Source organism: Gemmobacter caeni (genome assembly GCF_003054195.1).
In the GTDB taxonomy this organism is placed as follows: Bacteria; Pseudomonadota; Alphaproteobacteria; order Rhodobacterales; family Rhodobacteraceae; genus Gemmobacter; species Gemmobacter caeni.
On sequence record NZ_QBKP01000022.1, the window covers coordinates 38,113 to 61,601 of the forward strand.

At 65.2% G+C, this 23,489-nt stretch carries 25 protein-coding genes and 1 pseudogene; 16 read left to right on the forward strand and 10 right to left on the reverse strand.

What is annotated here, in order from left to right:
• The first annotated feature begins 201 nt into the window (after positions 1-201).
• From ccoN to ccoP, 4 genes are read left to right on the forward strand one after another with little or no spacing between them, the layout of a single operon-like run.
• Positions 202-1,806: a cytochrome-c oxidase, cbb3-type subunit I gene (gene ccoN / locus C8N34_RS22445; RefSeq protein ID WP_054304265.1), complete on the forward strand. Its 1,605-nt coding sequence runs from the start codon at positions 202-204 to the stop codon at positions 1,804-1,806.
• A gap of 12 nt (positions 1,807-1,818) precedes the next feature.
• A complete protein-coding gene (ccoO, locus tag C8N34_RS22450) occupies positions 1,819-2,544 on the forward strand; it encodes a cytochrome-c oxidase, cbb3-type subunit II (protein ID WP_054304232.1) in 726 nt (241 codons plus the stop codon).
• A 10-nt stretch (positions 2,545-2,554) separates the two neighbouring features.
• Complete coding sequence (locus C8N34_RS22455) at positions 2,555-2,761, forward strand: cbb3-type cytochrome c oxidase subunit 3 (RefSeq protein WP_108130575.1); 207 nt, start codon at positions 2,555-2,557, stop codon at positions 2,759-2,761.
• 3 nt (positions 2,762-2,764) lie between these two features.
• The gene (gene ccoP, locus C8N34_RS22460) at positions 2,765-3,646 is read left to right on the forward strand and encodes a cytochrome-c oxidase, cbb3-type subunit III (protein WP_054304230.1); all 882 of its coding nucleotides are present in this window, start codon (positions 2,765-2,767) and stop codon (positions 3,644-3,646) included.
• A gap of 84 nt (positions 3,647-3,730) precedes the next feature.
• On the opposite strand, the gene C8N34_RS26490 is transcribed toward ccoP, so the two are convergent.
• A complete protein-coding gene (locus tag C8N34_RS26490) occupies positions 3,731-3,880 on the reverse strand; it encodes a hypothetical protein (protein ID WP_158640787.1) in 150 nt (49 codons plus the stop codon).
• 95 nt (positions 3,881-3,975) lie between these two features.
• Here C8N34_RS26490 and C8N34_RS22465 point away from each other — a divergent pair, with 95 nt between their 5' ends.
• The gene (locus C8N34_RS22465; RefSeq protein ID WP_108130576.1) at positions 3,976-4,860 is read left to right on the forward strand and encodes a LysR family transcriptional regulator; all 885 of its coding nucleotides are present in this window, start codon (positions 3,976-3,978) and stop codon (positions 4,858-4,860) included.
• A gap of 130 nt (positions 4,861-4,990) precedes the next feature.
• On the opposite strand, the gene C8N34_RS22470 is transcribed toward C8N34_RS22465, so the two are convergent.
• Positions 4,991-5,881 carry a cation diffusion facilitator family transporter gene (locus C8N34_RS22470; protein WP_108130577.1) on the reverse strand — a complete coding sequence of 297 codons (891 nt, stop codon included), beginning with the start codon at positions 5,879-5,881 and terminating at the stop codon, positions 4,991-4,993.
• A gap of 179 nt (positions 5,882-6,060) precedes the next feature.
• On the opposite strand from C8N34_RS22470, the gene C8N34_RS26495 reads away from it, so the two are divergent.
• From C8N34_RS26495 to C8N34_RS22495, 6 genes are all read left to right on the forward strand, one after another.
• Positions 6,061-6,231, forward strand: a complete 171-nt coding sequence (locus C8N34_RS26495) for a hypothetical protein (protein WP_158640786.1) — start codon at positions 6,061-6,063, stop codon at positions 6,229-6,231.
• A 237-nt stretch (positions 6,232-6,468) separates the two neighbouring features.
• The gene (locus C8N34_RS22475) at positions 6,469-7,590 is read left to right on the forward strand and encodes a sulfate ABC transporter substrate-binding protein (protein WP_108130578.1); all 1,122 of its coding nucleotides are present in this window, start codon (positions 6,469-6,471) and stop codon (positions 7,588-7,590) included.
• A gap of 7 nt (positions 7,591-7,597) precedes the next feature.
• On the forward strand, positions 7,598-8,434 hold the full coding sequence (gene cysT, locus C8N34_RS22480) for a sulfate ABC transporter permease subunit CysT (RefSeq protein WP_054304226.1): 837 nt from the start codon (positions 7,598-7,600) through the stop codon (positions 8,432-8,434).
• Positions 8,427-9,290 carry a sulfate ABC transporter permease subunit CysW gene (cysW, locus tag C8N34_RS22485; RefSeq protein WP_108130579.1) on the forward strand — a complete coding sequence of 288 codons (864 nt, stop codon included), beginning with the start codon at positions 8,427-8,429 and terminating at the stop codon, positions 9,288-9,290. The genes cysT and cysW overlap by 8 nt, the downstream gene beginning before the upstream one ends.
• A 10-nt stretch (positions 9,291-9,300) precedes the next feature.
• A complete protein-coding gene (locus tag C8N34_RS22490; protein WP_054304224.1) occupies positions 9,301-10,020 on the forward strand; it encodes a sulfate/molybdate ABC transporter ATP-binding protein in 720 nt (239 codons plus the stop codon).
• A gap of 5 nt (positions 10,021-10,025) precedes the next feature.
• Positions 10,026-10,484 carry an Lrp/AsnC family transcriptional regulator gene (locus C8N34_RS22495; protein WP_054304223.1) on the forward strand — a complete coding sequence of 153 codons (459 nt, stop codon included), beginning with the start codon at positions 10,026-10,028 and terminating at the stop codon, positions 10,482-10,484.
• 15 nt (positions 10,485-10,499) lie between these two features.
• Here C8N34_RS22495 and C8N34_RS22500 read toward each other — a convergent pair whose 3' ends face one another.
• The 4 genes from C8N34_RS22500 to C8N34_RS22515 are packed head-to-tail and all read right to left on the reverse strand — an operon-like array spanning position 10,500 to position 14,233.
• Positions 10,500-11,282 (reverse strand): heme ABC transporter ATP-binding protein, encoded by a 783-nt coding sequence (locus C8N34_RS22500; RefSeq protein ID WP_108130580.1) that lies wholly within the window; start codon positions 11,280-11,282, stop codon positions 10,500-10,502.
• Between the two features lies 1 nt (position 11,283).
• Positions 11,284-12,342 (reverse strand): FecCD family ABC transporter permease, encoded by a 1,059-nt coding sequence (locus C8N34_RS22505; RefSeq protein WP_108130581.1) that lies wholly within the window; start codon positions 12,340-12,342, stop codon positions 11,284-11,286.
• Between the two features lie 2 nt (positions 12,343-12,344).
• Entirely contained in the window at positions 12,345-13,181 is an 837-nt protein-coding gene (locus C8N34_RS22510; RefSeq protein WP_108130582.1) for a heme/hemin ABC transporter substrate-binding protein, read from the reverse strand.
• A complete protein-coding gene (locus tag C8N34_RS22515) occupies positions 13,178-14,233 on the reverse strand; it encodes a hemin-degrading factor (protein WP_108130583.1) in 1,056 nt (351 codons plus the stop codon). Before C8N34_RS22515 ends, C8N34_RS22510 begins: the two co-directional genes overlap by 4 nt.
• Positions 14,234-14,518: 285 nt before the next feature.
• On the opposite strand from C8N34_RS22515, the gene C8N34_RS22520 reads away from it, so the two are divergent.
• From C8N34_RS22520 to C8N34_RS22540, 5 genes are all read left to right on the forward strand, one after another.
• Entirely contained in the window at positions 14,519-16,564 is a 2,046-nt protein-coding gene (locus C8N34_RS22520) for a TonB-dependent receptor domain-containing protein (protein ID WP_211317740.1), read from the forward strand.
• Positions 16,558-17,469 (forward strand): tonB-system energizer ExbB, encoded by a 912-nt coding sequence (gene exbB, locus C8N34_RS22525; protein WP_108130585.1) that lies wholly within the window; start codon positions 16,558-16,560, stop codon positions 17,467-17,469. Before C8N34_RS22520 ends, exbB begins: the two co-directional genes overlap by 7 nt.
• A 3-nt stretch (positions 17,470-17,472) precedes the next feature.
• Positions 17,473-17,892 carry a TonB system transport protein ExbD gene (exbD, locus tag C8N34_RS22530; protein WP_054301266.1) on the forward strand — a complete coding sequence of 140 codons (420 nt, stop codon included), beginning with the start codon at positions 17,473-17,475 and terminating at the stop codon, positions 17,890-17,892.
• Entirely contained in the window at positions 17,889-18,746 is an 858-nt protein-coding gene (locus tag C8N34_RS22535; RefSeq protein ID WP_054301265.1) for an energy transducer TonB family protein, read from the forward strand. The genes exbD and C8N34_RS22535 overlap by 4 nt, the downstream gene beginning before the upstream one ends.
• A 69-nt stretch (positions 18,747-18,815) precedes the next feature.
• Positions 18,816-19,877 carry a YeeE/YedE family protein gene (locus C8N34_RS22540; RefSeq protein WP_108130586.1) on the forward strand — a complete coding sequence of 354 codons (1,062 nt, stop codon included), beginning with the start codon at positions 18,816-18,818 and terminating at the stop codon, positions 19,875-19,877.
• A 2-nt stretch (positions 19,878-19,879) separates the two neighbouring features.
• Here the strand turns inward: C8N34_RS22540 and C8N34_RS22545 are convergent, their stop codons facing one another.
• The 4 genes and pseudogenes from C8N34_RS22545 to C8N34_RS22560 form a co-directional block, all read right to left on the reverse strand.
• Positions 19,880-20,818: an MBL fold metallo-hydrolase gene (locus tag C8N34_RS22545; RefSeq protein WP_108130587.1), complete on the reverse strand. Its 939-nt coding sequence runs from the start codon at positions 20,816-20,818 to the stop codon at positions 19,880-19,882.
• A 3-nt stretch (positions 20,819-20,821) separates the two neighbouring features.
• Positions 20,822-21,730: an MBL fold metallo-hydrolase gene (locus C8N34_RS22550; RefSeq protein ID WP_242013891.1), complete on the reverse strand. Its 909-nt coding sequence runs from the start codon at positions 21,728-21,730 to the stop codon at positions 20,822-20,824.
• An 87-nt stretch (positions 21,731-21,817) separates the two neighbouring features.
• Positions 21,818-22,948, reverse strand: coding sequence for a c-type cytochrome (locus tag C8N34_RS22555; protein ID WP_108130588.1), 1,131 nt, complete (start codon positions 22,946-22,948; stop codon positions 21,818-21,820).
• A pseudogene (locus C8N34_RS22560) lies at positions 22,932-23,489 on the reverse strand (sulfite dehydrogenase); the annotation flags it as partial. The pseudogene C8N34_RS22560 and the gene C8N34_RS22555, both read right to left, overlap by 17 nt.

Genomic DNA, 23,489 nt, shown 5'->3' on the forward strand with positions numbered 1-23,489 from the left:
ATCTCCTCGCGCGTTTGGATAATGGACACTATAGCCGCGCGGGCAGCATGCCGCATTGACTTCGATCAACCTGCGGGGTCCCTTGGGTTGACATGGATCAATGCCACCTGTCGCCGCATCTGCGAAAGCGGGACAGTCGAAAAGCGTCCGGGCGACTCGCCGACCAGCGGGATGGACCGGGCCAAGACGAAGGGACGCAAAATGTGGGATTACGTTAAACTGGTCGTGCTTGGCGTGGTCGCGGTCTTCGCCGCGATCGCCGCCAATTACGCGCACGACCTGCCTTATCAGGTTAACGCGATCGTCGTCATGCTTGCGGCAGCCATCACCTTTATCTGGGTGGCACGCCGCATGGGTGAGCCGGTCACGGTAGCCGTGAATGAATATAACGACGGTGTGGTGCGCGCCGGCGTCATTGCGACGGCCTTCTGGGGCGTCGTGGGCTTTCTGGTGGGGGTGGTCATCGCCTTCCAGCTGGCTTTCCCCGCACTCAACATTCCCGGCGTCGAGGGGATTCTGAACTTCGGACGCCTGCGTCCGCTTCACACCTCGGCCGTGATCTTCGCCTTCGGGGGCAACGCCCTGATCTGTACCGCCTTCTACGTCGTTCAGCGCACCAGCGCCGCGCGCCTGTGGGGCGGCAATCTGGCGTGGTTCGTGTTCTGGGGCTGGCAACTGATGATCGTGCTCGCGGCGACCTCCTATGTACTGGGCGGCTCGCAGGGCAAGGAATATGCCGAAACCGTCTGGTACATCGACTGGTGGATCGTGGTGGTCTGGGTCTCGTTCCTGCTGGTGTTCCTGGGCACGGTGATCATGCGGAAAGAGCCGCATATCTATGTGGCGAACTGGTTCTACCTGTCGTTCATCGTTACCGTGGCGCTGCTGCATGTGGTGAACAACCTCGCAATCCCGGTCAGCTTCCTGTCGTCGAAATCGGTCTCGCTGTTCTCGGGCGTGCAGGATGCGATGACGCAATGGTGGTATGGCCACAACGCCGTGGGCTTCTTCCTGACCGCTGGCTTCCTGGGCATGATGTATTACTTCGTGCCGAAACAGGCTGAACGTCCGGTCTTCAGCTACAAGCTGTCGATCATCCACTTCTGGGCGCTGATCTTCCTGTATATCTGGGCCGGTCCGCACCACCTGCACTATACCGCGCTGCCGGACTGGGCCTCGACTCTGGGCATGGTGTTCTCGATCATGCTGTGGATGCCGTCGTGGGGTGGCATGATCAACGGCCTGATGACGCTTTCGGGCGCCTGGGACAAGCTGCGCACCGATCCGATCATCCGCATGATGGTGGTGTCCATCGGTTTCTACGGCATGTCGACCTTTGAAGGTCCGATGATGTCGATCAAGGCGGTGAACTCGCTGTCGCACTACACCGACTGGACCATTGGTCACGTCCACTCCGGCGCGCTTGGCTGGAACGGCATGATCACCTTCGGCGCGCTTTACTTCCTCGTGCCGCGCCTGTGGAACCGCGAACGGCTGTATAGCCTGAGCCTCGTGTCCTGGCACTTCTGGCTGGCGACCATCGGCATCGTGCTCTACGCCTCGTCTATGTGGGTGACCGGCATCATGGAAGGCCTGATGTGGCGCGAAGTGGATGCCAATGGCTTCCTCGTCAACGCCTTCGCCGATACCGTGGCCGCGAAGTTCCCGATGTATGTGGTGCGCGCGCTGGGTGGGGTCATGTTCCTCTCCGGGGCAATCATCATGTGCTACAACCTGTGGATGACCGTTCGTGCCCAGCCTGCCAAGGCGGCTGTCAACGCGAACAACTTCGTCCCGGCAGAATGAGGAGCGACTGCAATGGCTTTTCTTGACAAACACAAGGCCATCGAGACGCATGCGACGCTGCTGCTCGTGCTGTCCTTCCTCGTGGTGACGATTGGCGGTCTGGTGCAGATCGTGCCGCTGTTCTACCTCGAAAACACCATCGAGAAGGTGGAGGGGATGCGCCCCTACAGCCCGCTGGAGCTTGCGGGGCGTGAAATCTACATCCGTGAAGGCTGCTATGTCTGCCACAGCCAGATGATCCGTCCGATGCGCGACGAGGTCGAACGCTATGGCCATTACAGCCTCGCGGCGGAATCGATGTATGACCATCCGTTCCAGTGGGGCTCCAAGCGCACCGGGCCGGATCTGGCCCGCGTGGGTGGCCGCTATTCCGACGAATGGCATGTCGACCACCTGAAGAACCCGCAATCTGTGGTGCCGGAATCGGTGATGCCGAAGTATGAGTTCCTGATGGGCAACGTCATCGACGCCCGCTACATCAAGGACTCGATGTCGGCCAACCGTCTGGTCGGTGTTCCCTATACCGACGAGATGATGGAGAATGCCGAGGCCGACTTTGCGGCGCAGGCTTCGCCCGATGCCGATACCGAGGGCCTTCTGGCACGGTATCCCAAGGCGCAGACCCGCAACTTCGACGGCCAGCCGCAGCTGACCGAGATGGATGCGCTGATCGCCTATCTGCAAATGCTGGGCACGCTGGTCGACTTCTCGACCTTCCAGCCGGATCCGGCGCGGTAAGGAGGGGGATATGGACGTTTATAGCCTTCTCCGCCACTTCGCCGACAGTTGGATGCTTCTGTTCATGACGCTGGTGTTCGTGGGCGTGGTTTTCTACGCCTTCCGCCCCGGCAGTCGCAAGGCACAGAACGAAGCCGCCATGTCGATCTTCCGCAACGAGAGGCGGCCCGCCGCGTCCGGGGCGGAACCGGACGCCAGCAAACTGAAGGAGGCGTAAGACATGTGCGCCAAGCAAGTAAAGAAACCGGGTGAGGTTCCGACCACCGGGCACGAATGGGATGGCATCCGGGAATATGACAACCCGATGCCGCGCTGGTGGCTGTGGACCTTCTACCTGACGATCATCTGGGCGATCGGCTATACCATCGCCTATCCGGCCTGGCCGCTGATCAGCAGCGCCACGCAGGGCATGACGGGCGAAACCGCGGCGGGTGATACCCGTCTCGCCGTGGCGGAAGAGATCAAGCGGTTCGACGACGCCAATGCACCGATCAAGGCGAAGCTGGTGGCCGCCGATCTGAACGCGATCTCGACCGATCCCGAACTGGACGGCTATGCCAAGGCTGCGGGTGCCGCCGTGTTCAAGACCTGGTGCGCCCAGTGCCACGGGGCAGGCGCGGCCGGCAACAAGGGTTATCCCAACCTGCTGGACGACGACTGGCTGTGGGGGGGCACCATGGAGGACATCCATACGACTGTCACCCATGGTATCCGCAACACCACCGACGCCGATGCCCGCTATTCGGAAATGCCGAAGTTCGGCGCTGATGGCCTGCTGGAAAAACCGCAGATCGAGGAGGTCGTTGAATACGTCCTCCAGATCTCGGGGCAGGAACATGACGCGACCAAGGCGGCTGCCGGGGCGACGGTCTTTGCCGACAACTGCGCGGCTTGCCACGCGGAAAACGGCACCGGAGACCGGGCGCAGGGCGCGCCGAACCTGACGGACGCCGTGTGGCTTTACGGCGGTGACCGGGCGACGATCACTGAAACGGTGACCAACGCGCGATTTGGCGTGATGCCCAACTGGAACGCCCGTCTGACGGAAGACCAGATCCGCGCGGTGTCGGTCTATGTGCACAGCCTGGGTGGCGGCGAGTAATCGCAGGTTCCCTGCAACGACAAACCCCCGCCACCGGCGGGGGTTTTCATTTCGGACGGCAGAACTGTGGGGATATCATGTCCCTCAGTCCCGGTGCCGGTCCTGTTGCGGCGTGTTCCGCCCCTGCCAGAACCATTCATCCTCCAGCCGCCGCTGCTCCGCGAGCTTTTCGCGCCCGGTGCCGCGATCCATTCGCGTCGCGATCAGCAGGCTTTGTGCAATCAGGTTAAGCATTTCTTTGACCTCCGGCTTCTCTATATGCCTTAATGTGCCTGAAAATATGCTGTCTCGCGAGGCAGCGATTCTTTGGATTTGAAAGTCAGTCTTACATGACGGAATGGCGTGATCTTCCGCCTCTCTCGGCGCTGCGGGCGTTTTCAGCCTTTGCCTCTGCCTCCGGGCTGGAGGAGGCTGGCGCCCGTATTGGCGTGACCCATGCTGCGATCAGCCAGCAAATCCGCGGGCTGGAAACCCATCTGGGCATCGCGCTGGTGGATCGCGGCGGGCGGCGGCTGGTGCTGACCACCGAAGGACGGCGGCTGGCCGATGTGCTGGAGCTTGGCTTTGGCCAGATCGCGGCCATCATTGCCGAACTCACCGGGGCGGAGGCTACGCGCCCGTTACGGGTGACCACCACCCCCGCTTTTGCCGGGGGCTGGCTGTTGCCGCGTCTGCCGGATTTCCGGTCACGCCATCCCGGCGTCGACCTGATGATCGACCCGGCCTCGGAACTGCGCGAACTGGGACGCGATGCCGATATCGCGCTGCGCTACGGCAACGGCGACTGGCCCGGACTTGAATCGCGGCTTTTGCTGCGCTCCTCGGTCGTGGTGGTGGCTGCGCCCGCGCTGGTGCCCGAACATATGGCGTCGGATATGGCCCATCTGGCGGCCCTGCCATGGCTACAGGAACTGGGCACCACCGAGGCAAGTGCGTTTCTGGAGAAACATGGTCTGATCCGTCGCGCGGGCATGATCTCGCTGCCGGGCAATCTGATGCTGGACGCGGCACGGGACGGGCAGGGGGTGGCGGTGATCGCCCGCGCCTTTGTCGAGCGTGACATTGCCGCCGGCCGGTTGCGGCAGTTGCACGAGGATTCCGACCGCGAGGGCTATTTCATCGTGCATCGTCCGGGCACCATGCGTGCGCCGCTGGCGGCTTTTGTGCGCTGGCTGCTGCGACAGGCGGACGCAGGGGTGCGCACGGCCATTTGATGCAGGTCAAGGCGCGGGGGCGATTTCCGGGGCAGAGTCAGCTTGTCCGGGTCCAAAGCTGGACATTGGCACCGTCGCTCCATCCTGTTCGCGCGTTTCCTGGGAGTGACGGTGCCTTCTTCTTCCGATGTCAGGTCAGAACGACAATCCCAGCATGTTTCTGCTTGTGTTCGGGCTCCACATGAATGGTGATCCGTGCGCCCGGAACAGCGGTCTTCAGGGCTTCTTCCACCTGGTCACAGATTTCATGGGCATCGAAAACGCTCATCTCGCCGGGCACGACAAGGTGAAATTCGATGAAGGTCGCCTTGCCGGCGTGGCGGGTGCGCAGGTCATGCGCCTCGACCGCGCCGCCCGCTTCGGTCGAGATGATGCTGCGCACGCGGTCCAGTACATCCTGCGGAACGGCCTCGTCCATCAGACCGCTGAGCGAATCGCGCACGACTTTCGCACCTGACCACAGGATATTGACGGCCACCAGCGCCGCCATGATCGGGTCGAGTACCCACCAATCCGTTACGATGGCCAGCAGCACGCCAATGGCCACCCCGGCCGAGGTGATCACATCGGTGAACAGGTGCTTGCCATCGGCCACCAGCGCCGGTGACTTGCCGCTGCGCCCGCGCGTGACCAGAAGCCAGGCCCAGAACGCGTTGATGACGGTCGCAGCCCCGTTGATCAGCAGACCCTCGATCGGCAGGTCAAGCGCGACCGGATTCATGAAGCCGTGAAACGCCTCGCGCAGGATCAGCAGGGCGGCAATGATGATCATCACCCCCTCCAGCACGGCACTGAAGAATTCGGCCTTGTGGTGCCCGTAGGGGTGCGAGGCATCGGCGGGGCGCGAGGCCACGCGAATTGCGATCAGCGCGGCGATGGCCGTTGCGACATTCACCGTGCTTTCCAGCGCATCGGAATAAAGCGCGACCGAGCCGGTGATCCACCAGGCCAGTGCCTTGATGGCCAGCACGATTGCCCCGACGATGACGCTGCCGATGGCGAGCTTGAGGGTCGTGTTCATAGGCAGGCTCCTGGCAAGGGTCGTGTCGGGCGATTGGCGGCAAAGGCCACCAGAGATGCCGCGCCATGCCTTGCGGCACGGTATAGGTGAAACGTGTCCAGATCATGCGGGAAGCGTCCTGCGGACGCCGCCCTGAAGGTTGCTGCGCGTGGCCGGGGTCGCTGTGCGAAGGCTGCCGGATGCTTGCGCTGTCGGGCGCGCTTAAACGGGATTTCCCGCAGAATCGCAAGCTGTCAGTTGGCGGGGTCAGAGCGGGTGTTGCACCTGTGCCCGGCACCTTTGCCGATGGGGATGCCGGGGTGGGTTCTGGTGCCGTTTGCATCATTTGCCTGTTTTTTGATCGCTTGTGAGTCACTGTTTTGATGCTGACTATCCGAGGATGCTGCCTGACCCTGCCTGATCCGGGTCAGTTTCTCGCATGAGTACTTCGTCTATATATTTGAAGTAAAACAACAAAAATTGGCATGTAGAAGATCATTCTATAATCACGACAAATTAAGGCGTTATTTTTCTGTTGCAAATAACGATAAGATAGATCGTGATTGAGGTGTCGGCGGATCGACCGCCTCTATTGACAGGAGAACGTCATGATCAGCTCTGTTGCTCTTTCCCGCCATATCATCGCCCAGGGCCCTGTGGTGGCCGAGCATGGTGATGGCACGGTCACGATTTCCACGGGCCTGAAAACGGTGCGCGGGCAGCCGGTCTCGTTGCGGGCATGGCTGGCCTCAACCCTCGCTGCCGTCACGCTCGCCGCCGGCGTGCTCGTCGGTCCGGCGCCTCTGCATGCCGAAAACCTGCTGAACGTCAGCTATGATCCGACGCGGGAACTTTATCGCGAATTTGACGCGGCCTTCGCAAAGCACTGGACCGGGCTGGGCCATCCGGCGCCCGCGCTGGAGACCAGCCATGGCGGTTCGGGTAGTCAGGCGCGGTCGGTCATCGACGGCCTTGGCGCGCAGGTGGTGACGCTGGCACTGGCCTCGGACATCGACAAGATCGCCGAGGCTGGCAAGCTGCCCTCCGACTGGCAATCGAAACTGCCGCACAATTCGTCGCCCTATACCTCGACCATCGTGTTTCTGGTGCGCGAGGGCAATCCGAAGGGTATTCAGGACTGGGGCGATCTGGTCGGGGACGGGGTGGAGGTGATCACCCCGAACCCGAAAACCTCGGGCGGGGCGCGCTGGAACTATCTGGCGGCCTGGGCCTGGGCCGAAAAGAACGGGCAAGATCCGAAAACCTTCGTCCATGATCTGTTCACTCATGTGCCGGTTCTGGACAGCGGCGCGCGGGGCGCGACCACGACCTTCGCACAGAGGGGCATCGGGGATGTGCTGCTCGCGTGGGAGAACGAGGCCTATCTGGCACTGAAGGAACTGGGCGACGATCAGTTCGATATCGTGGTGCCCTCGGTCTCGATCCTTGCCGAGCCGCCTGTGGCCCTTGTCGAGAGCAATATCGCTTCGGACGAACAGCGCGCGCTGGCGACGGCCTATCTGGAATACCTCTATTCGCCGGAAGGGCAGGCCATCGCCTTCCGCAACTTCTATCGCGCCTGGGACAGTTCGGCGGCCGATCCGGCGGATGTGGCGCGGTTCCCGAAGCTCGATCTGGTTGGCATCGACCATTTCGGGGGCTGGAAACAGGCGCAGCCCGAACATTTCGGGGATGGCGGCACCTTCGACCAGATTTATACGGCGAAGTGAGGCGGTGATGGGCAGGCCCCTGTATCAACGATCCCCGATGCCGGGCCTTGGCCTGTCGGCGGGGATCACCCTGACGATGCTGTCCATCGTCGTGCTGCTGCCGGTGGGCGCCCTTCTTGCGAAGGGCGTCAGCTTCGGGCCGGGCAACCTGTGGGATGTGGTGAACCGTGAGCGTGTCTGGTCGGCGCTGTTCCTGTCGTTCCGGCTGTCATTCTTTGCCGCAATCTTCAATCTGGTGTTCGGCACGCTGCTGGCCTGGGTTCTGGTGCGCTACCGCTTTGCGGGTCGCAGGCTGCTGGATGCGGCGGTGGATCTGCCCTTCGCCCTGCCAACAGCGGTGGCGGGGATCGCCCTGACCGCGCTTTACGCGCCGAACGGGGTGCTGGGCGGTCTGGCGCAACAGATCGGCTGGAAGATCGCCTATACCCAGACCGGCATCCTGATCGCGCTGGTCTTCGTGGGCCTGCCCTTCGTGGCACGCACCGTTCAGCCCGTGGTCGAGGAGATCGAGCGCGAGGTGGAAGAGGCATCCGCCACTTTGGGGGCCAGCCGTCTCACGACCCTGCGCCGGGTCATCCTGCCCATGCTCGCCCCCGCCGCGCTGACCGGCTTCGCACTGGCGCTGGCGCGGGCGGTGGGGGAATACGGTTCGGTCATTTTCATCGCCGGAAATATCCCGCTGAAAACCGAAATTGCGCCGCTGCTCATCGTCATCCAGCTTGAAGAGTTCAACTATGACGCGGCGGCGGCCATCGGCATCGCGATGCTGACCATCAGCTTTGCCATGCTGCTGGCCATCAACCTCATCCAGATCTGGAGCCGCCGGAGGATTGGCTATGTCTGATGCGTCCGCTTTTTCCTTTCGCGCCCCGACCGACGAGTCGCCTCTGGTCCGCCGCGCATTGATCGGTGTCGCTGTGCTGGGCCTTGGCCTGCTGGTCGGCGCCCCGCTGGTCGCGGTCTTTGCCGAGGCGCTGAAACAGGGCTGGCTTGCGGCGCTGAAAAGCCTTGGCAACCGGGACGCGCTGTCCGCGATTTGGCTGACATTGACGATTGCGGCGATTTCCGTGCCGTTGAACGCGGTCTTCGGCATCGCCGCCGCCTGGCTGATCACCCGGTTTGATTTCCGGGGAAAGGCGTTCCTCATCACACTGATCGACCTGCCGTTCTCGGTGTCGCCGGTGGTGGCGGGGCTGTGCATCGTGCTGATGTTCGGCGCCAATTCGCTGCTGGGTGGCTGGCTGGTGGCGCAGGGTTTCCCCATCGTCTTCGCACTGCCGGGCATTGTTCTGGCGACCGTGTTCATCACTTTCCCCTTCATCGCGCGCGAACTGATCCCGGTGATGATCGAGCAGGGCCGGGCCGAGGAGGAGGCGGCGCTGACTCTGGGGGCGGGTGGCTGGCACCTCTTCCGCACCGTGACGCTGCCCAACATCCGCTGGGCGCTGCTGTATGGCGTGCTGCTGTGCAACGCCCGCGCCATGGGCGAGTTTGGCGCGGTGGCCGTGGTGTCGGGCAAGATCCGGGGCCAGACAGCGACCATGCCGATCACCATCGAGATGCTTTACAACGAATATCTTTCGGTCGCGGCTTTCTCGCTTGCCGCCGTGCTGACACTGCTCGCCCTGGTCACGCTGCTGGCCAAGACCGTGCTGGAGCGGCGCCACGCCGACCAGATCGCCGCAACCCACCGCCATTGAGGAGGCTGCCATGCATATCGAGATCGACGAAATCGCCAAAAGCTTCGGCACCACCGCCGCGCTGCATCCGGTCAGCCTGTCCATCCCCTCGGGGGCGCTGGTGGCGCTGCTCGGGCCTTCGGGATCGGGCAAGACTACCCTGCTGCGCATTCTGGGGGGGCTGGAATACCCCAATTCCGGTCGGGTTCTGTTTGACGGCGAGGATGCCACCGGGCTGACAGTGCAGGAGCGGCGGGCCGGGTTCGTGTTCCAGTCCTACGCGCTGTTCCGGCACATGACGGTGTTCGAGAATATCGCCTATGGCCTGAAGGCCCGTCCCCGTGCCACGCGGCCCCCCGCGGCGGAAATCGCACGCCGGGTGCAACGCCTGCTCGACCTGATTCAGTTGCCTGACATCGCTGCGCGCTATCCTGCGCAACTGTCGGGCGGGCAGCGGCAGCGGGTGGCGCTGGCCCGTGCGCTGGCCATCGAGCCGCGCATGTTGTTGCTGGACGAACCTTTCGGGGCACTGGACGCGCGGGTTCGCAAGGAACTTCGACAGGGACTGCGCGACATTCACGATGCGACGGGGCTGACTTCGGTCTTCGTGACGCATGATCAGGAAGAGGCGATGGAGCTGGCCGATCTGGTCGTCGTCATGTCGATGGGCCGGATCGAACAGGTCGGGCGACCACAGGATATCCGTGCCCGTCCCGCCACAGCCTTCGTCCGCGATTTCATCGCCGCCTGACCGCGATGGACCGGATCGACCGCCAGATCCTGACCGAACTGCAGCGCGACGCGAGCCAGTCGCTGGCCCGGCTTGCCCATCAGGTTGGTCTGTCACAGACCCCCTGCTGGAAACGGGTGCAGAAGCTGGAGGCGGCAGGCATCATCACGGGCCGGGTCGCATTGGTCGATCCGGCGCGCGTCGGGCTGGGGCTGACGGTCTTTGTCGAAATTGCCGCCATCGAACACAGTGATGAATGGCGGGCAGAGTTTCTGGCCGCCCTCGATCCCCGTCCCGAGGTGATGGAGGTTCATCGTCTGGGCGGGTCGATGGATTACATGCTGCGTGTCGTGGTGCCTGATATGGCGGCCTTTGATCGTTTCTACCAGGAACTGACGCAGACCGTCCGCCTGCGCGCCATCATTTCCCGCTTTGTGATGGAGACATTGCGCCGCCGAGACGTGCTGCCGATCCCGGAGGCCTGACTGCGCGTCGCGGGGTCAGGCTCCGGTCAGCACCGATTGCGGCAAGACCCATGGCCCCTCTGCCGGTGCGGTATTGGCGCGGATGGCGCAGCCAAAGGCGGTTTGCAGCACCGTATCGGCCAGAACCTCTGCCGGGGCGCCCTGTGCAGCCAGCCTCCCGCCCGCCATCAGCAGTACCCGGTCCGCCACCATGGCTGTCAGGTTGAGGTCATGTAGCACCATGATCACCCCGCCGCCCGCGCGGGCAAACCGCTGCGCCAGCCGCATCACCAGAAGCTGATGCGCGATGTCGAGGCTGGCGACGGGTTCGTCCAGCATCAGCCAGCCGGGGCCTGACGGCGTGACCGGCTGGCGGGCCTGCGCCAGAACGCGGGCCAGTTGCACCCGCGCCTGTTCGCCCCCTGACAGGTCGTGATAGGGGCGGGGGCCATAGCCGGGCAGGTCGACTTCGGTCAGCAGGCGCTCGGGCAGGGTCGGGTCATGCGCACCGATCCCGGCCTCCAGCCCCAGCCGCACGATCTCGGCTGCGGTGAAGGGAAAGGCGACATGGGTTTCCTGCGCCAGAACGGCGCGGAACCCGGCCAGCCTTGGTCCCGGTGTGCGGGCGATGTCATGCCCGTTCAGGTTTACACGCCCGCGATAGGGTACCTCGCCGGTCAGGGCACGCAGAAGGGTGGTTTTGCCCGATCCGTTCGGCCCGATGATGGCGGTAACGGTTCCGGGGCTGGCGGTGAAGTCCAGCCCGCGCAGGATCTCGCGCCGTCCCAGCGTGACATGAAGGTCTTGGGTTTCCAGCATCCTACAACCCCATCCCGCCCTTGCGGCGCAGCAAAATCCACAGGAAGACCGGCGCGCCGAGGCAGGCCGTCACGATGCCGATGGGCAGTTCGGCCGGGGCCACGAGGCTGCGCGCGATCATATCGGCGCCGACCAGCAGCCCGCCGCCCAGCAGCGCGGCCTGTGGCAGGATATGGCGGTGATCCGGCCCGCCCAGCAGGCGCAGCAGATGCGGCACCACGATGCCGACAAAGCCGATGCCGCCCGCCACCGCGACCGCCGCGCCCGCCGCTGCGGCGACGCCAAGGATGGCGAAGCGCTTCACCCGCTCGACGGCAATGCCCATATGGGCAGCCTGCGCCTCGCCCAGTGCCAGCGCGTTCAGCCCGCGTGCGAGCAGCGGCGACAGCACCAGAACCGGCAGGATCAGCGGCAGGCTGGCGCCGATGCGGGGCCAGCTTGCCCCGGCGAGCGAACCCATGCCCCAGAAGGTCAGATCGCGCAATTGCCGGTCGTCAGCCAGATAGACGAGGATGCCGGTCAGCGCGCCTGCCAGCGCCCCCAGCGCGATCCCGGCCAGCAGCATGGTGGCAACCGAGGTGCGCCCGCCGCGCGTGGCGACGCGGTAAAGCAGCAGCGTGGCGACCCAGCCGCCCAGAAAGGCCGCCAGCGGCACCAGATGCGCGCCGACAAAGGCGGCGACCCCGGCGGGCAACAGCCCGCCCAGCACGATGGCCAGCACCGCCCCCAGCCCCGCGCCCGCGCCGACGCCGACGATACCCGGATCGGCCAGCGGATTGCGGAACAGCCCCTGCATCAGCGCGCCTGACACCGCCAGCGCGGCGCCAACCATCAATCCCAGCGCCAGACGCGGCAGCCGGATGTCCCACAGGATCACCTGCGCGCGCCGGTCCAGCCCTTCGCCGGTCAGCGCCGACAGAAGCTCGGTCGGGCCAAGCCCCGCCGCGCCGGTGCCCAGCGACAACAGGGCCAGCAACAGCGTGCCAAGCGCCAGCAGCAAGGTAACGCGGCGCGGGTCAGGACGGGCGAGGCCATGGGCGACGGGGGAGAGGGCCACCATCCTCAGCCCCCTGCCTGGCCGTACAGCGCGTCATACAGTGCGCGGGCTGCCTCGGGCGTGCGGGGACCGAAGCCCAGAAGCAGCATCCCTTCCATCCGTACCAGCGCCCCATTGCGCGCGGCCGGGGTTTCGGCCAGCGCGGGATGGGCCAGGATATCGGCATCGGCGATGGACAGATCCCCCTCGCGCGCCATCATCAGGATCAGATCGGGCGCGGCGGTCAGGACAGCCTCGTCCGCGATCTGCTTGTAGCCCTGAAATCCGGTCGCGGCATTTTCACCGCCCGCGAGACGGATGATACCCTCCGCTTCGGTGCCTTCACCACCCGCCATGATCCGCCCGCCTTGCAGCGACAGGATGAACAGCACACGCTTGCGGTCGGTCACGGCGGCGGCGCGGGCTTCGGCGGCGGCCAGCCCGTCCTGCACCTGTGCCGCGAGCGCAGCACCGGCCTCGGGCATGTCCAGCGCGGCGGCGACGGCGGTGATCTTGTCGGCTATCCCCTGCGGCGTGGGGTCTTCGGGCACGAGCACGAAGGGCGCACCCGCCGCCTTCAGCACATCCACCGCCTGCTGCGGCCCGGCATCACCTTCGGCCACGATCAGGTCAGGGTCGAGCGACAGCACCCCTTCGGCTGACAGCGCGCGGATGTAGCCGACATCGGGCAAAGCCTCGATCTCGGGCGGGAAGTTCGAGGTGGTGTCGCGCGCCACCAGCCGGTCCTGCGCGCCCAGCGCCACGGCGATTTCCGTGACGGAGCCGCCAAGCGTGATGACCCGCTCGCCCCCGGCCAGCGCGGGGCTGGCCAGAAGCAGTGCAGACAGCGTCAGAGCCTTCATGCCGGCACCGCTTCCAGGCGCGGCAGCGAATGGGCCAGCGCGTTCCACGCATCTGCCGGGGTATCCTTGCGATAGCCAAAGATTTGCAGGATCAGCCCGCCTTCGGCGTCAAAAGCCTCGATGCTGATCGCGGCGCCGGTGCGGGTGGGCTTGTTCACGCACCAGACCTCGGCGATATGGTCGCTGCGCAGATGCAGGTTGAAGCGCGGGTCCATGACGTTGATCCACGGCCCCATCGGCACCACCCGTTCGATCGGGCCGCCATGGATCTGGATGCAGCCCATGTTGCCCACGAAGATCATCACCGGCACGCGTTCTTCTGCGGCGCGGGTCAGCGTTTCCGTCACCGCACGCGGCTCCAGCGCCACGGCATAAGGCGCCCCGGCCACGCGATAGGCGCCCAGACGATTCATCTTCTGTGCCTTGACCAGTTTCAGAAACTGGTGGGTGTCGGTCATGCGGTCCCAGTCGGCGCGCAGGGCAGCGGCGCGGTCGGGGGCGGATTTCGCCGGTTCCACCGGCTTGCGGGCCTCATAGCTCCGCTCGGCCTGTTGATCGGGCAGGCGCAGCGCATCGACCAGACGGGCAAAGGCCGCCGCATCCGATTCAGGCTTCAGATGCACCTTGTGAACCGCATCGCCTGCCGCATCAAAGACCTGAAGGCTGCGCTTGACCGTGCCATCCGCGGCGGTTTCCTCGACCGCGAAACCATGCAGCCAGTGCGAGGGGAAGATCCGCATGTCGATTTCCGGGTCCAGCACCATGGCAGCATGCGGGCCGCCACGATAGTCGCTGTAGGTGCCGCGCCGTTCATGCACGCAACTTTCGTTCCGCGTCAGCGCCAGCACATCGCCCAGATCGCGGATCAGCGGGAACAGCCGGTCGGGCGTCGCATCAATGGCGACCGTGCCATGGCCGATATGGGCAGCGACCAGCGCCGCTTCGGTCAGACCGTGCGCCGCCGCGAAATCGCGGGCGCGGGTCTTGGGAGATTCCGCGCGCAGGGCACGGATGGCGGGGGCATCAAGAGGCAGTGTCTGGCCGTCGGCCATGGCGGCATCCTTTCGTCATGCGAATCTGGACGGGGCGCATGTCTGGCGGAGGCCGGGTGAAACCCAAGGGCCGGGCTGGGGCGCGATTTGGTGTCAGGCAGCCGGAAGAGGATACTTGACAATTACACTCGGCATTTCTAGAAGCCAAAAACTGACAGATCAAGTCGGATTTTCCGACCCTGCGCCGCCAGCAGTGGAAACGACCACGGCCAGCCCTTCAAAAACAAGAATGTCACCGAAGGGACAGCCATGCCTATTCACACCCGCGCAAGACGCGCACTTCTCATGACCGCCGCCACCGCGATGGCGCTGACCGCCCAACCCGTCGCCGCACAGGATGCCACCGAGGCGGGCGGTTTCTTCCAGATGCTTGGCCGCATTATTCTTGGCACCGGCACGGCGAAAGTGGCCATCGACACCCCGCAGGCCGTCAGCGTGATCGAACAGCAGGACATCGACCGCGCCCAGCCCCTGAGTGTGGGTGACCTGTTCAAGGGGGTGCCGGGGGTGCAGGCCACCGGGGCTTCGGCCCGGCCCATGGGGCAGTCGTTCAACATCCGCGGTATCGGCAATACCGAACAGACCGCTTCGGAAGAGCGGATCAAGGTCGTCGTGGATGGTGCCCCGAAATTCTTTGAACAGTATCGCATGGGCTCGTTCTTCGGCGACCCGGAACTGTTCAAGCGCGTCGAAGTGCTGCGCGGCCCGGCCTCGTCCACGCTTTATGGCTCGGGCACGATCGGTGGCGTGGTGTCCTTCACCACCAAGGATGCGTCGGATTTCCTGACGGCAGAGGAAAACAATGCCCTGCGCTTCAAGGCGGGCTATGGCTCCAACGGTGACAGCTCGCGGCTGGGGTTGATCTGGGCCACCCGGCGCGGCAATGCCGAATTTCTTGGCGCGCTGAACAGCTCGCGCGGCGGGCAGATGAAGGACGGTGCTGGCAATGCGCTGCAAGGCACCGAACACGAGGCGATGTCGGGCCTTGTGAAAGGCAAGTTCAACCTCGGCGAGGGCGATGAGCAAAGCGTCACCCTGTCTTTCTCGCGCACCGACAGCGATCTTGACGATACGGCGGTGGCGCAGACCGGCGGCGCGGCGATGGCGGGCTTTGGCACCGCCGATGTGCACACCATCGACGATACCGCCACGCTGACCTGGCATCACGGTTTTGCCGACAACCCGTTCCTCGATCTGACGGTGCAGCTTTCCTACACCGATACCACGGCGAAGAAGCGCAACTTCTCGTTCGGGTTCATGTGTGCGCCGGGCACGATGCAGGTGCTGTGTGACAGTGATTTCGCCTATCAGACCACGACGCTGCGGGTGGAAAACACCGCCGAGCTTTCGGCGGGCAACTGGGACAACTTCGTCACTTTCGGCGTCCAGGTGTCGGAACAGAAGCGCGTCGCCACCTCGTCGGTCGGCGCGCTGGGCTTCCACCCCGAAGGTACAGACCGCAAGACCGGCGTCTATGTGCAGGGTGAATTCACCTGGAACGACCGCCTGACCATCATGCCGGGCCTGCGCGCCGATTTCGGCCAGCGCACGCCGTCGGCGGCCTCGGTTGCGGCGGGGGCAAGTGCCGCGGACGATACCGCCGTCTCACCCAAGCTTTCGGTGCTTTACGAGATCAATGAACAATGGGGCGTCTTCGGCACCTGGGCCCGGACCGAGCGGATGCCGACGCTGGACGAGCTTTACAGCTATTCCGCCGGGGAAACTCCGAGTCTGAACCTGGACAAGGAAGAGGCCGAGACGGTGGAGCTGGGCTTCACCTTCCAGCGCCAGAACCTGCTGTCAGAGGGCGACAGCCTGCAACTGAAAGCCACCGCCTTCCACAATGACCTGACCAACCTTATCGCGCGTGATTCCACCCCCGGAACACCGTATTACCGCAATATCGCGGCGGCAAAGATCTGGGGCGCCGAACTGGAGGCGGCCTATGACGCGGAGCGCTGGTTCGGGAGCCTGGCCTGGAGCCATGTGAAATCGAAGGATTCGGCGACTGGTCTGACTCTGGCCGACACGCCTGCCGAAAATGTTGCGCTGACGCTGGGTGCCAAACTGCCCGAGCACAATCTGGTGCTTGGCTGGCGCGGCTACTACTTCGACGGGATCACCACCTCTTCCGCCACCACCTCGGCCGGGGCCTATGACACGCATGACATCTTCGTCACCTGGACGCCGGACAGCGGTGTCCTTGCCGGGATGGATGTGAACTTCGCGGTCGAGAACGTGTTCGACCAAAGCTATCGCAACAACCTGTCGCTGGATGCGGCGCCGGGACGGAACGCGAAACTGTCGATCAGCAAGGCGTTCACATGGTAACCGCGCGGCTTCTGCTGGTTCTGGCGCTTCTGGCGGGCCCTGCTTTCGGGCAGACGTCTCCCCTTGGCTCGGGGCTGGCAGAGCCACCGGCGCAGCCCGTGGCCCCCTTGTCCGATCCTCTGGACCGGGCAGGGTTGCCGCAGGCCGAACCCGGTGCCGGGGCTGCGGCCGCCCCGGCGCCGGATACCGCCGCCGTTGCGCCGGTCAGCCCGGCGCCGGCCGGCGGGCACGGGGATCTGGTGACCATCGTGTCCCAGGCGCACTGGCTGGTGCAGGCCGTCATGGCGTTGCTGGCGTTCGCCGCGCTGGTGGCGCTGACCGTCTGGCTGCACAAGACCGTCGAATTCGCGCTTGCCCGGCGTCGGCTGGCCCAGGCGCTGAGGCTGGTGGGCAATGCCACCACGCTGGACGAAGCGGCCCGCGCCATGGACGGCACCCGTGGCCCCGGTGCGGAAATGGCGCGCGCCGCCGCACAGGAAATGGCGCTGGCGCTGGATGATCCGGCCCTGCTGACCGGCACGCGCGACCGGACCCGGCTGCTGCTGGAACGGATCGAGGCGGGCGCCGCGCTGCGCCTGCGGGCGGGCACCGGCGTTCTTGGCTCCATCGCCGCCACAGCCCCTTTCATCGGGCTGTTCGGCACGGTGTTCGGCATCATGAATTCCTTCATCGCCATCGCCGACAGCGGCACCACCAGCCTTGCCGTCGTGGCACCGGGCATTGCCGAGGCGTTGCTGGCCACGGCCATCGGGCTGGCGGCAGCCATTCCTGCGGTGTTGATCCATAATCTGTTGTCGCGGCGGCTTGCGGGATACCGCCACCGGATGACCGACCTTGCCGCGGCGCTTGAGGCGCTGCAAAGCCGCGCGCTCGACCGGGCGGTGGCGCAGGGCAGGGGGGCCTGAGCCATGGCGTTTTCCAGTGGCAGCCGTGACGAGGACGAGATCGCCGACATCAACGTGACGCCCTTCATTGACGTCATGCTGGTTCTGCTGATCGTCTTCATGGTCGCGGCGCCGCTGTCCACCGTTGACGTGCCGGTGAACCTGCCTGCCAGCAGCGCCCCCCCCCGTGAGCGCGAGGAGGAGCCGCTGTGGCTGACCCTGACGCGCGAAGGCGACCTGCGGTTGGGCGAAGCCACCGTATCGGCGGCGGGTCTTGGACCCGCGCTGGACCGCGCCAGTAACGGCAACCGTGCTGCGCCGGTCCTGCTGCGTGCGGACAGCAGCATTCCATATGGCGACCTTATGCGCCTGCTCGATGCCCTGCGGGCTGCGGGCTATCTGAAGGTCGCGCTGGTCGGTCTGGAAGGAGGCCCACGCCCATGATGCCGCTTGCCCCGCAGCCGCGCTGCCCCGTCCTGCACTTCGCGAGCCAGCCGCCGCGCCGCACGGCGGCGCTGGGCTGGCTGGCTTCGGCCTCGGTCGTGGCGCTGATGGTTTCGGCGCTGGCCGCGCTGGCCATGGCGGTGCAGCCTTCGGGCGAGGCGATGGGCGAGCAGGAGGATGCCATCGCCCTGATCATGGCGCCCCCCGCGATGGAGCTTGGGGCCTATAGCGAGCCCGCGCCGGAGGTGCCGGTTGAAGCCCCCGATATGGCCGACCCCGCGCCGCTGGCCGAGACGCTCCCTGATCTGCCGATGACGGAAGATGCGCCGCCCGATCCGGCGGACCTGGCCGAGGTGCCCGACGTGCCGGAGGCCGACGCACCGCCGGAACAGGTGGAGGTCCCGCCACCGCCGCCGCCCGAGGCGGTTGCCGAAATCACGCCACCGCCGAAACCGGAGCCGCCGAAGAAGAAACCTGTCGAGCAGAAAAAGGCCCCGAAGAAGGCCAAAAAGAAAACCGTACAGGCCGCATCGGCTGCCGCGCCCTCTGCCGCCCCGGCGAAAGCCGCCGCTGCCTCAAGCGGATCGGGCAAGCGGGCGGCTGCGGATTATCCGGGCAAGGTGATGAAAAAGGTGCGCCAGACGCGAAAGGCAAAATCGCCCGAACGCGGCACGGTGCTGGTTGGCTTTTCCGTTTCCGGCAATGGCGGTCTGGGCATGGTCAAAGTGCTGCGCAGTTCCGGCTCCGCCGCGCTGGACCGGATCGCGCTGGATCATATCCGCCGGGCCGCCCCCTTCCCGGCGCCTCCCGCCGGGGCCAAGACGAACTTTTCCTTCGAGTTCACCGGGCGCTGATCCCGTCTGACCTGGATCAATGCTCTGCGCCTCGCCTTTGTGGCATCGTCCCGCAAAGGAGAATCGCGCATGGATATCGTCTGGCTGCTGGACAGGATCGAGGAATCTCACCTGGCGCTTCTGTTCGGCCTGCTGACCGGCGTGGTTTTCGGTGTCGCGGCGCAGCGGTCCTCGTTCTGCCTGCGCGCCGCGACGGTGGAGTTTGCACGCGGACGGCTGGGGCCGCGCATGTCGGTCTGGCTGCTGACCTTTTCCACTGCCGTGATCTGGGTGCAGGGCGCGCGCCTTCTGGGCCTGTTCCGGCCCGAGGATGCGCGGATGATGGCGGTGACAGGATCATGGTCCGGCGCGGTCATCGGCGGGCTGATGTTCGGCGCGGGTATGGTGTTGGCGCGCGGTTGTTCCGGGCGGCTGCTTGTGCTGGCGGCGACGGGGAACCTGCGGTCGGTGGTGTCGGGGCTGATCTTTGCCGTCGTGGCGCAGATGGCCCTGCACGGCTGGCTGGCGCCGCTGCGGCAGCGGCTCGCGGGGCTTTGGGTCACGCCGGGTGGGCGGAATGTCGATCTGATCGCCGCGCTGTCCCTGCCCGAGGGCACCGGGCTGGCGCTGGGCCTGGCCATCGCGGTGCTGGCGCTGTGGCTGGCGGCGCGCAACGCGCTGGGCTGGTCACGGCTGGTCTTTGCCTCGGGCGTGGGATTTGCCGTGGCATTGGGCTGGGTGCTGACCTTCAGCCTGTCACAGGCGGCGTTCGAACCCGTCAGCGTGACCTCGGCCACCTTTTCCGGCCCCTCAGCCAATATGCTGATGTTCTTCCTGACCGAGAACCCGGCACTCGATTTCGACATCGGGCTGATACCGGGGGTATTTCTGGGGGCGCTGTTGTCCGCCGCGCTGAAGGGGGAGCTGCATTTTCAGGGCTTCGATGGCGAAAGCCAGATGCGCCGGTCGATGTTCGGCGCGGTGCTGATGGGGTTTGGCGCCATGCTGGCGGGCGGTTGCGCCATCGGCGCGGGCGTCACAGGCGGCTCGATCTTTGCCGCGACCGCCTGGCTCGCCCTTCTGTGCATGTGGATCGGCGCGGCGATCACCGATGTCGTGGTCGATCAGCCACGGGGCCGCGTGGCGGCCTGAGGCTATTCGAACTCCATCTCGGCAAAGACCACACCGGCGTTCTTGGTCGCCAGTTCCCCGAACGTGTCGAGATGCGCCCACCGCGACTGGTCGACGTAATAGGCGCCGGCCAGATCGCCGCCTTCCTCCAGATGCGTGGCGATCTTCGCCCGCAAATCCACCAGATAATCGCGCGTATAGCGGCGCACTTGCGCCAGATTGGTCGGGTGGCCGTGGCCTGGAATGACGTAGGTGGGGGCGAGCGGTTCCAGCTTCGTCTCCCATGTCTCGATCCAGCAGGAGGTGCAGGTGCCCTCAAAGATCGGCGGCATCCGTTCGTGAAAGGCGATGTCGCCCGCGATCATCATGCCCCATTGCGGCAGCCAGACCTGGGTGTCGCCGGGGCTGTGGGCGGGGCCAAGGTGCAGCACCTCTACCGAGACGCCGCCCATTTCGATGGTCTTGCGGTCGGTGAAGGTTTCGGTCGGGGCGGCGATCACCGTGGCTTCGGCATTCTCGCGGGCATAGCGTTGCAGTGCTGCCAGATCCTGCGCCGCACCGTCGGCAAATTCGGCCGCCGCTTCCTCATGTGCGAGGATCGGCACGCCCTGCGCCACCCAATAGCCGTTGCCCAGCATGGCGTGGCCCTGACCGTTTTCGACGATGACCAGCTTCACCGGCTGGTCGGTCACGGCACGGATTTCGGCATGCAGCGCCTCGGCCAGTTTCCACGACGCGCCAGAGTTCACCACGATCACCCCGTCGCCGGTGACGATGAAGCTCAGGTTGTTGTTATGGCCTGCGTTCTCATAGGTCGGCGGTGCCGTGGCGCCGGTGGCGGTGAAGACATGCGGGATTACCTCGACCGGCTTCGCGTAAAGCACCGATTGTGGGTATTGATCCGGGATGTCCTCGGACGCGAGGGCGGGGCTGGCGATCAGCAGCAGGGCAAGCGCGCGCATGGCTCAGCTTTCGACGAAGCGATAGGTGCCGTCCGTGCGCTCGGCCCGGCCGATGCCGCCGCCGGGCAGGTGGAAGCCGATCAGCGGCATCTGTTCGGACGCCAGCCGGTCCAGCAGCCGCAGCCGGGTCGCGGCGGCGGTTTCGGCATCCTGATCTGAGCCGGAATGCCAGTCGGGCCGTTCGAAGGCGATATGGTGGTTGCCGATGGCATCGCCCGCGATCAGCACCCCCTCGCTGCCGGAACGCAGTTCATAGGCGATATGGCCGGGGGTATGACCGGGCGTCAGATGGGCGGCGATGCCGGGCAGCACCTCGTCGCCGTCGGCGATGAGACGCATCTGATCGGCGATCACCCCTAGCCGCCGCGCGGCGCCCACGGCAAAGGTGGTGCGGGCGGCGCCGATGGTGTTCACCGTCTCGGGATCGGTCCAGTAATCGAATTCGGCCTGCCCCATGACAAATTCCGCATTGGGGAAGATCGGGTCGTCGAATTCATCCAGCAGGCCCCAGAGATGATCGGGGTGGCCGTGGGTGAACAGCACATGGGTGATGTCCTCGGGCGTGATGCCCAGCGTGTCGAAGGCCTCGGCCAGCTTGCCGGCGGAGGGCATGAAATCATGGCCCGCGCCCACATCGAACAACACCACCCTGTCAGCGTCGCGCAGCAGCGTCACGTTGCAGGGTGGTGTCATCTGGTCGGTGCCGATGCCGTAGCGCGTCAGAATATCGGTGGCTTCCGGCGGGGCGCCGTCGAGCAGAAAGCTGCCGTGCAGGGTCAGGAACCCGTCGGACAGCGTGTCGATCTGCATGCCGCCCAGGGTCAGTGTATTGCCCGCCCAAAGGCGACGCGGCGCCAGTGGCGCGGTCACGGCGGCGGCGGCGAGAGTCATCAGGGATCGACGGCTGATCATGGCACGCTCCGTTGTGCGAGAAAGCCGCAGCAGGGTCAGGCCCGCTGCGGCAGGGATGGCGCGGGGAGAGGCCGCGCCACAGGGAGGTTACTGAGCGAAGGTGGACAGGTAGGCGATGACCGCCGCGCGATCCTCTTCCTTCTTCAGCCCCGCGAAGGACATCTTGGTGCCCTTGATGAAGGCCTTCGGGTTCTCCAGCAGGTGATGCAGAGCGGCTTCATCCCAGACCAGCCCTTCTTCCGCCATGGCCAGCAGGGGTTTGGAGTATTTGAAACCCTCCACCTTGCCCGCCGGATGGCCGACCACATTGTTCAGCATGGGGCCAGTGCCGTTCTTGGCGCCTTCCCCGACCTTGTGGCAGGCGGCGCATTTCTTGAACACCTTTTCGCCTGCGGCGATCAGCTCCGGGTGGGGACCGGCGGCCGGTGCGGCAGCCTGATCGGCGGGGGCCGCCTCGGGTGCCGGTTCTGGTTCCGCCTGGGGCGTGGCTTCTGCCGGGGTTTCGGTCGCGGCGGCTTCGGCGCTCGCCTCGGCAGCGGCCGCCACGATGTCGGGCAGGGTGCCCGCCGGTTTGCCGTCGGGGTCGGTCGGTGTCACGTTCAGTTCCACCGCGCGCTTGGTGACCTTGGGCGCCCCTTCGGCGCAATTGGTCATGCAGGCTTCCGCGCGGAACTTCGGATATTCGCTTTCCGGCCGGTCGTCGGGATAGAAGCCATCGGCATTCGGCAGCACGACCTCAGTGAAGTTTTTGTTCGACAGGGTGAAGTCATCCTCCACCAGGCCATTGGAATACAGCAGGAAAGCGACGATGGCATAGGTTTCATCCACGCTGACCGTCTGCGCCGCGCCGAAGGGCATGGAGCGGTGGATATAGTCGTAAACGGTGGACAGATGCGGCCAGTAGCTGCCGATGGTCTTGACCGGGCGGCGGTCAGTCAGGCTGCCTTCGCCCCCGGCCAGCACCGGCCAGCTGTCCAGACCTTCGGCAAATTCGCCATGGCAGGCAGCGCATTTCTCGGCAAAGACCTCCTCGCCGGTTTCCACATTGCCCGAGCCGGGGCGCAGGCCGGTGCCATCGGGCAGCACCGCTACGTCCCATGCGGAAATCTCTTCGGGCAGGGCAGGGCGGCCAAGGCCCAGCTTGTCAGCCATCGCCGGACCGGCCAGCGTCGAAAGCGCAAGCGCCGAGCCGATCAGCAGGTTACGCGATTTCGACATTCTCGACCTCCCCGTCGGCCTTGACCCACCAGGTCTGGATACCGTTGTTGTGATAGACATTGTTCAGCCCGCGAATGTCGCGCAGCGCGTTCTTGGTGGGCTGGACATAGCCGGTCTCGTCGGTGGCGCGGGATTGCAGGAACAGTTCCGACCCGTCCCAGTCGATGTCCAGATGGAAGCGGGTCAGCGCCTTGCTGCGGGCCTCGCCGGTGATGCGGGCCTCCTGCCAGTTGCGCCCGCCGTCCAGCGAAACGTCGACCTTTGTAACCTTGCCATTGCCCGACCAGGCCAGACCGGAAATGACCAGCGGCCCCTTGCCATGGCGGATCGGCGCTTGCGGCGAGGGCGTGGTGATGACGGATTTCGCATCCATCACCCATGTCCATTTGCGCGCGCGGCCATCAGGCATCAGATCGGTGTATTTCGAGGTTTCCTCGCGGCTTTCCCGTAGATCCGCCGTGATACGACCAGCGGCCAACAGTTCGGCTTCATGGTTTGACTCGCGCACGGTCTCTGCCAAGCTTGCCGAATACCACTCCTG